The 13641-nt window shown below is 62.4% G+C and carries 15 protein-coding genes and 1 tRNA gene; 6 read left to right on the top strand and 10 right to left on the bottom strand.

All coding sequences use genetic code 11. From position 1 onward, the window contains the following. Nucleotides 1-31: 31 nt before the first annotated feature. Entirely contained in the window at nucleotides 32-820 is a 789-nt protein-coding gene (locus DYZ14_RS11390) for a competence/damage-inducible protein A (protein ID WP_154720799.1), read from the bottom strand. Between the two features lie 231 nt (nucleotides 821-1051). On the opposite strand from DYZ14_RS11390, the gene wrbA reads away from it, so the two are divergent. Together wrbA and DYZ14_RS11400 are read left to right on the top strand one after the other, a co-directional pair. Beyond that, a complete protein-coding gene (gene wrbA / locus DYZ14_RS11395; RefSeq protein WP_154720800.1) occupies nucleotides 1052-1648 on the top strand; it encodes an NAD(P)H:quinone oxidoreductase type IV in 597 nt (198 codons plus the stop codon). Nucleotides 1649-1793: 145 nt separating this feature from the next. After that, a tRNA-Leu gene (locus DYZ14_RS11400) sits at nucleotides 1794-1879 on the top strand. Between the two features lie 93 nt (nucleotides 1880-1972). Here the strand turns inward: DYZ14_RS11400 and DYZ14_RS11405 are convergent. The 4 genes from DYZ14_RS11405 to DYZ14_RS11420 form a co-directional block, all read right to left on the bottom strand. Continuing rightward, a complete protein-coding gene (locus tag DYZ14_RS11405; protein WP_154720801.1) occupies nucleotides 1973-2509 on the bottom strand; it encodes a hypothetical protein in 537 nt (178 codons plus the stop codon). A 65-nt stretch (nucleotides 2510-2574) separates the two neighbouring features. Next, nucleotides 2575-2832: a hypothetical protein gene (locus tag DYZ14_RS11410; RefSeq protein ID WP_154720802.1), complete on the bottom strand. Its 258-nt coding sequence runs from the start codon at nucleotides 2830-2832 to the stop codon at nucleotides 2575-2577. Between the two features lie 64 nt (nucleotides 2833-2896). After that, complete coding sequence (locus DYZ14_RS11415; protein WP_232365514.1) at nucleotides 2897-3505, bottom strand: hypothetical protein; 609 nt, start codon at nucleotides 3503-3505, stop codon at nucleotides 2897-2899. Nucleotides 3506-3572: 67 nt separating this feature from the next. After that, complete coding sequence (locus tag DYZ14_RS11420; protein WP_154720803.1) at nucleotides 3573-5027, bottom strand: TrkH family potassium uptake protein; 1455 nt, start codon at nucleotides 5025-5027, stop codon at nucleotides 3573-3575. Between the two features lie 99 nt (nucleotides 5028-5126). Here DYZ14_RS11420 and ilvA point away from each other — a divergent pair, with 99 nt between their 5' ends. Further along, nucleotides 5127-6377, top strand: coding sequence for a threonine ammonia-lyase (gene ilvA, locus DYZ14_RS11425; protein ID WP_195949926.1), 1251 nt, complete (start codon nucleotides 5127-5129; stop codon nucleotides 6375-6377). On the opposite strand, the gene DYZ14_RS11430 is transcribed toward ilvA, so the two are convergent. Beyond that, nucleotides 6370-7362, bottom strand: coding sequence for a glycerophosphodiester phosphodiesterase family protein (locus DYZ14_RS11430; protein ID WP_154720805.1), 993 nt, complete (start codon nucleotides 7360-7362; stop codon nucleotides 6370-6372). The two genes, ilvA and DYZ14_RS11430, sit on opposite strands and share 8 nt — an antisense overlap. Nucleotides 7363-7469: 107 nt before the next feature. Between DYZ14_RS11430 and DYZ14_RS11435 the strand changes: the two genes are divergently transcribed. Then, the gene (locus DYZ14_RS11435) at nucleotides 7470-7793 is read left to right on the top strand and encodes an HlyU family transcriptional regulator (RefSeq protein ID WP_154720806.1); all 324 of its coding nucleotides are present in this window, start codon (nucleotides 7470-7472) and stop codon (nucleotides 7791-7793) included. A gap of 97 nt (nucleotides 7794-7890) precedes the next feature. On the opposite strand, the gene DYZ14_RS11440 is transcribed toward DYZ14_RS11435, so the two are convergent. Next, entirely contained in the window at nucleotides 7891-8508 is a 618-nt protein-coding gene (locus DYZ14_RS11440; RefSeq protein WP_154720807.1) for an FMN-dependent NADH-azoreductase, read from the bottom strand. Between the two features lie 144 nt (nucleotides 8509-8652). Between DYZ14_RS11440 and DYZ14_RS11445 the strand changes: the two genes are divergently transcribed. Further along, entirely contained in the window at nucleotides 8653-9636 is a 984-nt protein-coding gene (locus DYZ14_RS11445) for a LysR family transcriptional regulator (protein WP_154720808.1), read from the top strand. A gap of 48 nt (nucleotides 9637-9684) precedes the next feature. Here DYZ14_RS11445 and DYZ14_RS11450 read toward each other — a convergent pair whose 3' ends face one another. Beyond that, nucleotides 9685-11679, bottom strand: a complete 1995-nt coding sequence (locus DYZ14_RS11450; RefSeq protein WP_154720809.1) for a bifunctional 2',3'-cyclic-nucleotide 2'-phosphodiesterase/3'-nucleotidase — start codon at nucleotides 11677-11679, stop codon at nucleotides 9685-9687. Between the two features lie 103 nt (nucleotides 11680-11782). On the opposite strand from DYZ14_RS11450, the gene DYZ14_RS11455 reads away from it, so the two are divergent. Then, nucleotides 11783-12715: a hypothetical protein gene (locus DYZ14_RS11455; protein WP_154720810.1), complete on the top strand. Its 933-nt coding sequence runs from the start codon at nucleotides 11783-11785 to the stop codon at nucleotides 12713-12715. 3 nt (nucleotides 12716-12718) lie between these two features. On the opposite strand, the gene DYZ14_RS11460 is transcribed toward DYZ14_RS11455, so the two are convergent. Together DYZ14_RS11460 and DYZ14_RS11465 are read right to left on the bottom strand one after the other, a co-directional pair. After that, nucleotides 12719-13054, bottom strand: coding sequence for a PilZ domain-containing protein (locus DYZ14_RS11460; protein WP_115670205.1), 336 nt, complete (start codon nucleotides 13052-13054; stop codon nucleotides 12719-12721). Nucleotides 13055-13150: 96 nt separating this feature from the next. Further along, the gene (locus tag DYZ14_RS11465) at nucleotides 13151-13612 is read right to left on the bottom strand and encodes an Lrp/AsnC family transcriptional regulator (protein ID WP_115670204.1); all 462 of its coding nucleotides are present in this window, start codon (nucleotides 13610-13612) and stop codon (nucleotides 13151-13153) included. Between the last annotated feature and the right edge of the window lie 29 nt (nucleotides 13613-13641).

Here is a 13641-nt window from a genome sequence, read left to right on the forward strand (position 1 = left end):
CAATAGCGACCGCGCATGCGTTGCGAAGTCGTCAGGCAAGTTCGCCGGTGCCGAGATCCCTGGTCCTGGCGCTCTCCCGCTCGCCGGCCAGCGTCTCGACCATCGCAACGATAGCCTGCGCCGCGGCCTCGAGCGCGGCACCGTCTCGCGCCCGCACCACCAGTTCGGTGGAGAACCGCCGTCCATCGAAATGCGGATAGGAGCCGATCGAGGTCTGCGGATGGGCTTTTTGCACCGCCCCCAGCAGGGTGCCGATGTCGCCTTCGCCGAACGGGCAGGGGATGGAGCGCGACAGAACCCTGGCCCCGGCCGGAAGCGTGGCGACGACCGAATCGAGCATGGCCTGGAACACCTGCGGCACACCCGCCATCACATGGACATTGCCGATGATGAAACCGGGCGCGACCGACACCGGATTGGGGATGTGGCGGCTACCCTCAGGCATGCGCGCCATGCGCTGGCGGGCTTCTGTGAATTCCATGCTGCGACGCGCGTACATCTCGCCGAGCAGGCGCATGGCCTCGCCGTCATGCAGGCACGGCACGCCGAAGGCCTTCGACACGGCATCGGCGGTGATGTCGTCGTGGGTCGGCCCGATGCCGCCGGAGGTGAAAACGTAATCATAGCGCGTGCGAAGGGCATTGAGGGCGGCGACGATCTCGTCCTCCTCGTCGCCGACGATGCGGACTTCCTTCAGGTCGATGCCGGAAAGCGTCAGCACCTCGGCGAGGTGGCCGATATTCTTGTCCTTCGTGCGGCCGGACAGGAGTTCGTCGCCGATGGCGAGCATGGCGGCGGTCTTGATGGTCGTGTCAGTCATGAGGATTTCCCGATCGTTTCAACGCGAGTTCTATCGGCTGCCGGAGGCTTGGCAAGGGGCTTCTGGATGGACTTTGCCGTTTGGCGCTGCGAGGCCATCGCTGTGTTCGGTCGCTGAAACATGAACAGTCCGTCGCCCGACCGGCGTCTGGTTTGTTGGCCATGGTCCGCTACATAGGGATTATCGATTTCGCAACGCGGTTTTGACCGCCAGTCCAAACGGAGATACGTCATGGCCAAGGTTTTGGTTCTCTATTATTCCTCTTACGGCCACATCGAAACCATGGCTTATGCCGTTGCCGAAGGGGCAAAGTCGGCCGGCGCGGAGGTCACCGTCAAGCGCGTGCCGGAACTGGTGCCGGAAGAGGTCGCCAAGGCCTCGCACTTCAAGCTCGACCAGAAGGCCGAAATCGCCACGCCGGGCGAACTTGAGCAGTATGACGCGATCATCGTCGGCGCCGGCACCCGCTTCGGCACCGTCGCCTCGCAGATGCGCAATTTCTGGGACCAGACCGGCGGCGCCTGGGCGCAGGGCAAGCTGGTCGGCAAGGTCGGCTCGGTCTTCACCTCGACCGCCACCCAGCACGGCGGCCAGGAATCGACCATCCTCGGCTTCATCCCGACCCTGATGCATCACGGCATGGTCGTCGTCGGCCTGCCTTACGCTTTCCAGGGCCAGTCGGGCGTCGAAGCGGTCAAGGGCGGTTCGCCCTATGGGGCCTCGACCATCACCGACGGCGACGGTTCGCGCCAGCCCTCCGAAATCGAGCTGGACGGCGCACGCTACCAGGGCGCCCATGTTGCCAAGATCGCGGCCAAGCTCGCCTGATCGCCACGCGGCATCGAGATTATGAGACGGCGGGGCCTGGCCCCGCCGTTTGCCTTGCGGCGCATACCACAGCGAGCACAAACGCCGGCCCCCGCGACCGAACGGCCTTGACCTTGACGGCCAAGTCGGGGAAACAGGTTGCCGCGCGGACGTGGCGAAACTGGTAGACGCAAGAGACTTAAAATCTCTCGGCCTCAGGCTGTGCGGGTTCGATCCCCGCCGTCCGCACCAGATGCTCGCATCGTGGCAGTTCTGCAGACAATCAAAAACTCTGATACAGGAGTCTGTTTATTCCGGGTTGTCTTAAGGTGAATTATAATCCTATCAGGCCTTGAACAGGTCAGAGATGGCTTTGCGCTGTTCACCAACCCGCCGGAGTTGGTACCGGACCCTAATTTCTTCAGCCAGCTGCCAAGCCTCCGTCCCTCGAATCCGCACTTCGTCGTCCCAATGAAACGGATTGTCTTCTAAGTTCTTGGCAAATTCGGCGCGATACTCGGAAATCCTGATCTCATTCAAGAATGTTGCTACTTTGGCCGACAGGTCGCCGTCGAACGACCTCCAGTCGCGTTCATTTGGCAAGCTCGGTTCATTTGGAAAGTCTCTCCAACCCGACGCCACATTACCCCGATGGTGGTATGCATCTGATACTTGTTTTCGATGCCAGCATTCGATTGCGAAGCGTTCAAGTGCAACCGCGGTGTGCAGGGCAATGAACTTTGCCTCTTCGCTTTTAATGGATTGCGCTTTCAAAAAGTCAAAGAGCGCTATCAATAAAGCAGACCCCAAACCGGACACTAGTCCCGTTCCGCCTATGAACGCGATGTATTCGCTCCAAGACCACACGTCGGGAGATGTCATCCTATGATCCTATTTCTCTGCGGGTTCGATCCCCGCCGGCTGCACCAGCAAGAATTCGACCATAATTAATCCGGGATGGGATAGGCGCGTCGGTCGACGAGTCTCAGGGTGCCGTCCGGCTGGACGATGTAGCGCTCTTCCCATTCCTTGGCGAATTGATCGGAGAAGCGGTGGAACACCGTGCTGCCGGCCGGTGACTTGGTCAGCCGGGTCGACGGGTTTCCGCCATAGGTGATGCTGCCGGGCACGGGTTCGATTTCACCCGGGGCGCTGGTGCAGCCGGCCAGAAGCATGAAGAGGCAGAGGGCGGCGAGAGGTTTCATGGGTCTTCTCCTTCATTTACGGTAGAATGACACATGGGGGCGCAGGTTCCAGCGCCTATGGGGGCTACCTGTCCCGGACCGTGAATTTCTGTTCGAAACTGGTGAAGCGTTTGCCGACGAGATCGTTGATCGTATATTTCAACAGGTAGTCGCCCGGCTCGGCGCCGGTGATATCGAGTGTCAGGTGCGTGAAAAGTTCCTGGTTGCGGACCAGACCGGTGGAGGTGAATTCGCCAAAATTCTTCTGCGCAGCGAGGATCTTGCCGTCGGGCTCGGAGATTTCGAAGTCGACGCTGAAATTGGCTTGCTCAAGACTGTCGTCGCTTGATTTCCAGGTCAATCCGATCAGTTCGACATAAGTAATCAGCGGCTCGCCCGGCTTGAACACCGGCTCCGGCCGCGGCGAATAGGCGCCATAGGCCTTCGGTCTCTCGCTGACGAAGACCGCCTTGCCGACGCTGAACGGCAGCGTCATGGAAAAGGCGCCGAAGGCATCACGGATGGTGTCATAGGCGCCCACGGCATCGCCGGCGGCGGCCTTGCTTTCCGCCTCGCGGGCCGCATCGAGAAGCGGACCGGCCCTGGCCACGGTTGCAGCGGATACGGCCGCCAATGCGGCGGCGAGAAGTGCTGCGGTTATCCGTCTGCCCATGATTGCGGCCTGTCCCTGCATCGCGTCCCCCTTTTCAGCCCATATGAGCACACTCTGAAAAATTGGGGAGAGTCGTCAAGCGGTCTCGTCAGGTGCGCCAGAAAATGGGCATGAGCAACACCAGGACAGACAGGACCTCGAGACGGCCGAGCAACATCATCAGCGAGAGCAGGTAGAGTTCCGGATCGTTGAAGGTGGCAAAATTGCCGACCGGGCCGATCAATGTGCTGACGCCGGGACCGACATTGGACAAGGCGGTGATGACCGCCGAGGTCGAGGTGGCGAAGTCATAGCCGAGCGCGGCCATGACCATGCTGCCCATCACCCACAGGAAGACATAGGCACTGAAAAACAGGAAGACGGTGCGCTGGGTTTCCGCATCGACCGTCTGCTTGCCGTAGCGGACGGAATAGACGGCATTCGGATAGATCAGCTTCTTCAGCCCCGTGGTGATGACGTTGAACAGGATGATGAACCGATAGGCCTTGATGCCGCCGGCGGTCGAACCGGAGCAGCCGCCCATGAAGGTGGCGAAGAAGGCGGCCATTACGACAAACGGACCCCACAGCAGATAGTCCTGGCTGGCAAAGCCGGTGGTCGAGAGAATCGACGAGAAATTGAAGAAGGAATGGGTGAGCGCCTCGAGGAGATCGACGCCGTTCTTCACGTGGTTGTAGACGGCCGTGGCGATGGCGAAGGCCGAGACATAGCCGAGGAAGACGAGGATCTGCGGGTCGCGCAGCGCATCGAGCCGGCCGCGAACGGCAAAGACGATCAGGATCGAGAACGGCAGGCTGCACAGTGTCATGAAGAAGGTCGACACCCAGAGGATCGCGTCGCTCTGGAAATAACCGAAGGACGCGTCGTGCGTCGAGAAACCGGCGGTCGCCACCGTCGAGAATGCGTGGTTGATCGCATCGAAATGGCTCATGCCGGCGAAGTCATAGGCGATGGCGCACAAAAGCGTGATGCCGACATAGATGGCCATGAATGCGCGGGTAAAGGTGGCGAGCCGGGCAAACGGTTTGTCGTTGGTGTCGGACGATTCCATCTTGAAGAAGGACATGCCGCCGACCCGCAGGAAGGGCAGGACGAACAGACCGAGCGCGACGATGCCGATACCGCCGAGCCAGGCGAGCAGCGAGCGCCACATCAACAGGCCGGGCGGCATGGTATCGAGCCCGGCGATCACGGAAGATCCGGTCGTGGTGATGCCGGACATCGATTCGAACAGGGCCTGGGCGAAATTGAGTTCCGGGCCGGAGAACATGAACGGCACGGCGCCGACCACGGCGAAGACCGCCCACAGCACGTTGACCAGCAGAAAGCCGAGCCGCTTGCTGAAGGTGGGCGGCGCGCCGCGCGTCGCCATCGCCGCCATCAGCGAAATTCCGCCGACCATGAAGGCGCAGGTGGCGAAGACCCGCCAGTCCTCATGGCCGTAATAGAGATCGACCATGGCCGGGACGAGCATCGCCGTCGAAAGATAGAGGCCGCAGAGCGCGGCGATGTAGACTACCGAACGGAGGATGCTGGCGTTCAAGGAGATTTCCCGGTTTGTTTGCCCGCGCAAAGATGCTTTGTCTCCGCCACGTCTCTATGCCATAGCGGGAGCGGGATCAAAATTCAACGGATGGACGACGTGACGAAGATGGACGTAGAGGCCGCGGTCGAAGCCCTGCGAGAGCTTTTCCCGGCGACCCCGCTGCAACTCAACGAACATCTGAGCGCCCGATACGGTGCGCAGGTCTATCTCAAGCGCGAGGACCTGACGCCGGTCCGCTCCTACAAGATTCGCGGCGCCTTCAACTTCCTGCGCAAGATCGTCGCCGACGGGACAGGGGAAAAGACCTTCGTCTGCGCCTCGGCCGGCAACCATGCCCAGGGTTTTGCCTTTGCCTGCCGCCATTTCGGCGTGCAGGGTGTGGTCTTCATGCCGGTGACGACACCGCAGCAGAAGATCGACAAGACCCGCACCTTCGGCGGCGAGTTCATTACCATCCGCCTTTTCGGCGACATCTTCGACCAGTGCTATGCGGCGGCCCGCGAGCATGTCGAGGCGATCGGCGGCTTCATGGTGCCGCCCTTCGACCACGAGGACATCATCGAGGGGCAGGCGACGGTGGCGGCCGAGATCGTCGACCAGTTGCCGGAGGGCGTGACGCCGGATCTGGTCGTGGTTCCGGTCGGCGGCGGCGGGCTTTCCGCCGGCCTCACCGGCTATCTTGCCGACCGGCTGCCGCGTCAGGCCTTCCTTTTCGCCGAACCGGCCGGGGCGCCGAGCCTGAAGAAAAGCCTGGAGGCCGGCCAGATCGTCACGCTGCCGAAGGTCGACAATTTTGTCGACGGCGCCGCTGTCGCGCGCGTCGGCGATCTCAACTTTGCGGCCTTGAAGCATTTTTCCGCCGACCAGGTGATGATTATCGCGGAAAACGCCGTCTGCGTGACGATCACCGAAATGCTGAACGTCGAGGGCGTTGTGCTGGAGCCGGCCGGCGCGCTGTCGATCGCGGCGCTCGACCAGTTGGGGCGGGAGAAGCTCGAGGGCAAGACGGTCGTCGCCGTGGTCAGCGGCGGCAATTTCGACTTCGAGCGGCTGCCGGACGTCAAGGAGCGCGCCATGCGCCATGCCGGCCTGAAGAAATATTTCATCCTGCGCCTGCCGCAGCGCCCGGGCGCGCTGCGCGATTTCCTCAACCTGCTCGGCCCCGACGACGACATCGCCCGCTTCGAATACCTGAAGAAGTCGGCGCGCAATTTCGGCTCGATCCTGATCGGCATCGAGACGCGGGACCGCAAGAGCTTTGCCGACCTGTTCTCGCGCTTCGAGACCGCCGGCCTCGGCTACGAGGACATCACTGAAAACGAGATCCTCGCCAACCTGATCATTTGATCAGGCCGACGCCGGCGGCCTGCGACCATTCCCGCGCTTTTTCGATCCGGTTGGTCCAGACCAGGCCGGGGAAGTTTTTCGGCACACCCTTCCACGCCTCGAGGCTGTCGATGCCAGCGGAACCCGGATCGCCCTTTCCGTAGGGCCCAAGCAGGATGACGTCCGTGTCGGCCGCCTGCATGCGTTCGACGAAGCGGACCGGCCAGCCCCAGAGCAGCGGCGCATAATTGACCGGCACCGGCAGCAGCCGGTTGCGGCAGCTGGCCGGTACATGGCCTGACCATCCGGTGGCGAGATAGGACAGCAGGCAGTCCTTGACTGACGTTCTGGTGTAGCCGCGAAGGGCGGGCAGGGCGGCCAGTGTATCGTCCGTCGGCCGGGCGCCGCCATAAACCCCGAAGACGGTGGCGAGGGCCTTCGGATCGCGCGCAAGCCTGCCTGCGAGTTCCGCGCCTTCTTCCGCCCGTTCGCTCTTGAAGTTGACGAGGAAACGCTCTTCGGGGAAAGCCTGGAACACCTGGTCGAGTTCCGGCATCAGGCCGACACCCTTGCCACGAAAAGGGTAGGTGCGGCCGCCGTCGGCCGTGTAGCCGTAGCCGATGTCCGCGCTCGCGAGTTCGGCATAGGGCGTGTTCTCGGTCACGCCGGCGAGGTTGGTACGACAGTCGAGGGTCCAGTCGTGGAAGACGGCGAACTTTCCGTCCGGCGTCAGGTGGACATCGAGTTCGACCACCTCGGCCCCGGCGGTAAAGGCGGCCTGCATCGAGGCAAGCGTATTTTCGAGATAGAGATGCGAGGGCGGCCCGATCCGTGTCGCGGTGCAGGTGTCGTTGTCGAGGCCGGTCCGGTCGAATACCTGATGCTGGCCGCGATGGGCGATTACTCGTGGTCCGCTTCCGTCCGGAAACCGGCTGAACAGGCTGTTGTTCATCAGCCAGACTATGCCGGCGACGGCGGCCAGCGCGACGAGAATGCGGCGGATCATGATCTCTCCCTTTTTGCTGGGAGGGGTGGCGGCTGATTGAGGCAATTCGGCGACCGAGGTACCGGCAGGGGCTTCTGTCTGCGGCGCTGCTGTGCTAGGCAGGCGCCATGTCCATCTTGTCCAGTCTCCTCTCGATCTTTTCCGGCGGCGCCAAGCCGCAGACGGCGTCCGCCGGCCCGTCTGCCGAACCACAGGTTCACCAGGATTGCATCATCTTTGCCGCGCCTATCCGCGAGGGCAGTCAATTGCGGCTTGCCGGCCGAATCGAAAAGCAGGTGAACGGCGAAACGCTGGAGCGTGTCTTCATCCGCGCCGATGTCTTCACCTCGGAGCAGGATGCGCTGGAATGCACCTTCCGCAAGGCACGCCAGATCATCGACCAGAATGGCCCGTCGCTGTTTGCCGATGGTGTGAAATCGCGCAACGTCTGAACTTCAGCCGCCGCAGCCCCTCCATCGCCGCTGAAACAGAACGGCCGCCACGATAATTCGGGCGGCCGATGTTTGGTGTGGGCGATGTCAGTCCGGATCAGGCGGCGCGCGCCAGTACTCTTGCCTTTTCTTCCGCCGCGGAAATTGCCTTTTCGGCCGCTTCCGGGCCATAGGCGACGCCTTCGATGCGGATCGTCTCGACATCCGTGATGCCGAGGAAGGCCAGCACGGACCGCAGATAGGGCTCGGCGAAGTCCAGCGTCGCGCCCGGGCCGGAGGAATAGATGCCGCCCGAGGCGATCACCAGATAGGCCTTCTTGCCGGTGGCAAGACCGACAGGACCGTTTTCCGAGTAGCGGAAGGTGCGGCCGGCGCGGGCGACATGGTCGACCCAGGATTTGACGATCGACGAGATGCCGAAATTGATGAAGCCGGTCGAGATGATGATCGTGTCGGCGGCGAGCAGTTCGTCGACCGCGGCATCGGAAACAGCGATGGCTTCGGCCTGGGCCGCCGTGCGCTCATCCGGCTGCAGACGAATGGCCGAGGAGAAGTCGGCGCCGATATGGGGCAGGGGGGCACGGGCGAGGTCGCGCTCGACAATGGTGGAAGCCTCGGCCTTGGCGGACAGGTCGTCGGCGAGCTGGCGGGCGATCTTGTTGGAGAGCGAATCGTCGCCGCGCGTGCTGCCGGTTACGAGAAGGATGGAGGACATGGAGGTCACCTCTTGGTGTGAAACGGTCTTTCCACCCGTGGCCCTGGGAGCCGGCCTCAGGCGGTGAGTCACAGATAATCGCCATTTCCCATCGATTGAACTGTGATAATGTGGATCGAAACTATCGATGAAGTGGATAGAGCCATGCTTCCCAATCCCACACTGGACCAGTTGCAGGTCTTCGTCGCCGTCGCCGAGACGGGCAGCTTTTCGGCCGCCGCCCGTCAGCTCAACCGCGCGCAGTCGGTGATCAGCTACACGATCGGCAATCTCGAGGCGCAGCTGCAACTGACGCTGCTCGAGCGCAGCGGTTCGCGCCAGCCGGTGTTGACCGATGCCGGGCGGGCGATCCTCGAAGATGCGCGCCGGATGATTTCGGACCTCAACAGCCTGCGCGCCCGCAGCAAGGCGTTGACGCAGGGCCTCGAGGGCGAAGTGAAGCTTGCCGTCAGCGTCATGGTGCCGGACCGGCTTCTGGTCGAGGTATTGCGCGACTTCCAGGAGAGTTTCGAGACCGTGCGATTGCGGCTGACGGTCGGCAGCCCGTTTCTCGTCAGCCGTCTGCTGGACCAGGGCGCGATCGACGTCGGCATCGGCGGCTCGATGGAGATGTCGACCGATGCCCTGACCAGCGAGCGGATCGGCGTGTCCTTCCTGACGCCGGTCGCGGCCAGCGATCATCGCCTGGCCAGGCTTGGGCGGCGCCTCTCGATTTCGGACGTGCGCGAGGAGATCCAGATCGTCGTCGCCGATTCGACCGCGCCGAGCGACGGCAAGGATTTCAATGTGTTCTCGCGCCGCACCTGGCGAGTGAGCGACATGGCGACAAAGAAGCAATTGATCGCCGGAGGGCTCGGCTGGGGCGGCGTGCCGCTGGCGATGCTTCGCGACGAGCTGGCGAGCGGCGAGATCGTCCGGCTCGACGTCGATGCCTACGAGACGATGGACTATCCGATCTTCGCCACCTGGCCCGCGGCGAGCCCTCCGGGGCCGGCGGCAAAATGGCTGGTCGAGCGTTTTCGCGACACGCTGGTGGGTTGCCCGACCTCGGTGTCCGACGCTCTGCAATTGCTGCATGAGACACCGGCGCATGGGGCAGAGCCGGGCCGCATGAACAGGATGGGTTGAAAACGGGGTGCCTCGGCACCCCGCAAGTCAGGCGTTCCGTCGGTCTCCTCAGAGAACCAGGCGGAACTTGGCAAAGCCCTCGGCGGCGTCACCGGCATCCTCGATCTTGGCGCCCTTGATCGCCGAGGCATACTGCCGGCCCTTCGGCCCGCTCTCGAAAATCGCCGTCGTGTCGGCCATCGGGGCGAACGACCAGTTGCCGTCGGCCGACGGATTGATCTCGCCCTGCGCGATGATGTAGCGCACGATCACGTCTCGATTGGTGTCGGGGGCCACGAAGACCACCTTGTCGGCTGCGATCTCGGGGAACTTTCCACCGCCGCCGGCGCGGTAATTGTTGGTGGCGACGACGAATTTCTGCGCCGGGTCGATCGGCTTGCCGTCGAACATCAGGTTGACGATGCGGTTCGCGTCCGGGTTCACCGCCTTGCCTTCCTTGTCGAACTTCGCCGGCTGCGACAGGTCGATCTGGTAGGTCACGCCGTCGATCACGTCGTAATTGTAGGACGGGAAGTCCGGATTGAGCAGCGGCTGGTCCTTATTCCCGGGTTTCAGCTGGTTGAACATGCCGGCCGACATTTCCAGCCAGTTCTTGACCTGCTCGCCGGTGATCACCACGGCCTGGACGGTGTTGGGATAGAGGTAGAGGTCGGCGACGTTCTTGATGGCGATGTCGCCCGCCGCGACATCGGTGAAATAGTCCGCGCCGCCGCGTCCGCCGGCCTTGAAGGGGGCGGCGGCCGAAAGCACCGGCAGGTCCTTGTGCGGGCCGTCCTTCAGCATGTCCTTGATGTACCAGGTCTGGGCATTGGAGACGATCTGCACCGACGGGTCGTCGGCGACGAGCGCGAAGTAGGAATAGAGCGGCGCCGAGGTCTTGCCGACGGGCGTGCGGACATAGTCGAGGGTTGCCGCATGGTCGTCGGCGACCGAGGCGACGACCTCGGTCTTGTCGGTGACATCGGCGACGATCTTGCGGTTTTCGTCACGGTGGTAGATCGGCCGGGCTTCGCAGGTGAAGTCGACGATCTTCCAGCCACTGCCGTCCTTTTCGATCAAGAGATCGATCAGGCCCATATGCGAGCCCCAGAAACCGGCCATCACGGCCGGCTTGCCGAGCAACGTGCCTCTGGCCGCATCGACGCCCTGGATATCGGCGAAATCCTTGGGGCCGGGGAAGACCAGATGCTGGTGGCCGGTGAAGATCGCATCAATGCCGTCCACGCCGGCGAGATAGAGCGAGGCGTTTTCCATGCGATCCGTCTGGCCCTTACCGTCGATCCCGGAGTGGGACAGGGCGATGACGATGTCGGCGCCTTCCTCCTTCATCACCGGCACCCAGGCGCGGGCCGCCTCCACGATGTCGCGGGTCTGGCCCTTGCCTTCGAGATTCTTGGCGTCCCACAGCATGATCTGCGGCGGCACGAAGCCGATGAAGCCGACCTTGATCGGGTTCTCGCCGCCGGCGCCGTCCTTGATCATCTTCTCGACGATGACATAGGGCTTGAAGTGCAGCTCGTCCTTGGTCGGGTCGCTGGCGAGCTGGCCCTTCGTCAGGTTGGCGCAGACTATCGGGAAGTTCGCGCCGGCGAGCGTGTTGAACATGAAGTCGAGGCCGTAGTTGAACTCGTGATTGCCGACCGTGCCGCAGTCATAGCCGAGCACGTTCATCGCCTTGATCACCGGATGCAGGTCGCCGGCCTTCATGCCCTTCTTGTAGGCCATGTAGTCGCCCATCGGATTGCCCTGGAGCAGGTCGCCATTGTCGACGAGCATCGAGTTTCCGGCCTCGGCGCGAATGCTGTCGATGATCGAGGCGGTGCGGGCGATCCCCATGGTGTCGTTCGGCTTGTCGGCATAATAGTCGTAGGGCATCACGTTGACGTGGATGTCGGTCGTTTCCATCAGCCTCAGATGCGCCTGGGTGGCATTGCCATTGGCGCGCACGGCAAAGGGATGAAGCGTGATCAGCGCCGTCGTGGCGGCGAAACCGCCGAGGAAGGCGCGGCGGGACATGGGGTGGAGATCGATCAGGGACGACATGGGGGCTCCTTCAAAAAGGCGGTCTCGAACGGAAGACTAGGTCCGTTCGCGCAGGAGTGCATCCGTAAAATGACAGGGGTGTGATGGCCGGCATACACCGGACATGCGCATTTTGGAGGCGCGACGGTCGCATAAGGTTGTGCAATCATATGGTAGCAATCTGAGATTGCAATTGCCGAGCCTGTGGAGTAATATGGATCATTCTCGAAAATGGGAGGGGACCATGCAGTGGTTGAAGTCCGCATTTGTCGCTGGTGCTCTGGGGGGAATGTCTCCCGAACTGGCACGTCTTCTCGTTCGTGTGCAGGATGGACAGCTTGCCGCTTGGCTCGCGCGCCTTGTCGACAAACCAGCAACGTCGATCGCTTTTGCCGTTGCGGCATCGATCGTGATCTTTGCTCTTCTGGGTTTGCTGGGCGGGCTCGTTGCGCATTTCGGCAATGAGCCGAACATCGGAAAGGCCTACATGTTGGGCATAGGCGCGCCCGCCTTCATCCTGTCGACCGTCGGGGCATCGAGCCCGCCGGATCAGGTCACCAAGGATACGAAGGTGGAACAGGTCGGAGCGCGCCTGTCGACGGTTCCGACGTCTACAGGGGTCGGCTGGCTGGAGCTATTGGTCGGGACCGCTCATGCCCAGACGGCGCTGCCGACACCGGAGCAGGGTGCGCCCCTGCTGACGCTCGACACCTCGGCAATTGCGGGGGATTGTGCGGATTGCCGGTTGATCTTCAAGGATGTCTCGGGAAGCGTTCTGGCCTCGGAGGCGGTGGGGGCTGCGGGTGGTTCGTTCAGCCTGCCTGTTCCGGACGCGGCCGCAACGGCGACGCTGGAGGGTGTCGCGAACGCTAACAACGCGCAGTTCTCGCTCGATGCACTCGGAGAGGCCGCCGCCGCCCCGTCGGGCGAGCCGCTGGCGCTGGAGATCAGCAAGAGCCGCAACTTCGCCAATGATCTTCGCTTCCTGCTCGGCAACAATGCCATTCAACCGTTCGACATCGAGCTGAAGGCGACGCGAATGGAAATGATCCGCTAGGAGCTAGCGCGCCAGCACCGGCCGCACCTCCTTGTGGAAGTTGCGGAAATAGGCCGACATCTGCGCCAGCGTATTGCTGTTCTGCTTGATCTGCACGCCGAGGCGGCCGTTGCGGCACCACCGCACGGTGCCTTCGATAAGGCCGATGGCGTCGTTCTCGATCAGCACGGTGCTGCCGCTGGCCGCATGCAATTTCCCATAGATCTCGAAGGCGATGCCGGTGCGCGAAATATTCAGGACGCGGCCGTCCGTCGACTGGTTGAGATGACGGATCCGGCTGTCGATCCGGCACTGGCTGCGGGCGGATTTTCGAACATCCATGTTCAGTTTCGGCTGCATCGGCTTCTCGCGCTCAAGACAGGTGGTTCATCTTGAAGGAGAATAGGGACGAACTCTTTCCGTCGCCTGAAGCGAGATGGTAAAAATCTCGCCATCCTATAGGCCGACATTCGAGCGTTCGATCACCTCGCGCAGGGCAAAGCTGGAATTGATCTTCACCACATGCGGCAGGGCCGACAGCCAGTCGCGATGGATTCGCTCGTAATCCTGGAGATCCTTGGCGGCGACGCGCAGGATGTAGTCGTATTCTCCCGACATCAGGTAGCAGACGAGCACATGCGGGCATTTCTTCACCGCCGTCTCGAACTCGGCCAGCGTCTTGGCGAACTGGCCCGATAGCGAGATGTGGACGATCGCCACCATCTTGTAGTCGAGCGCCTTGTTCGAGAGGCGCGCATGGTAGCCGCTGATAATGCCCGACCGCTCCAAGAGGTCGTGCCGGCGCGAACAGGCCGAAGGGCTGAGGCCCACCTTCTGCGCCAGCTCGGCATTGGTGATGCGGCCGTTCTGTTGCAGTTCCTTGAGGATGGCAAGATCGATGGTGTCGAGATCGGACATTCGAAGAACCTTCGAAGACTATAAGAAAA

The sequence above is a fragment of the Ciceribacter sp. T2.26MG-112.2 genome (assembly GCF_900492205.1).
Classification (GTDB): Bacteria; Pseudomonadota; Alphaproteobacteria; order Rhizobiales; family Rhizobiaceae; genus Allorhizobium; species Allorhizobium naphthalenivorans_A.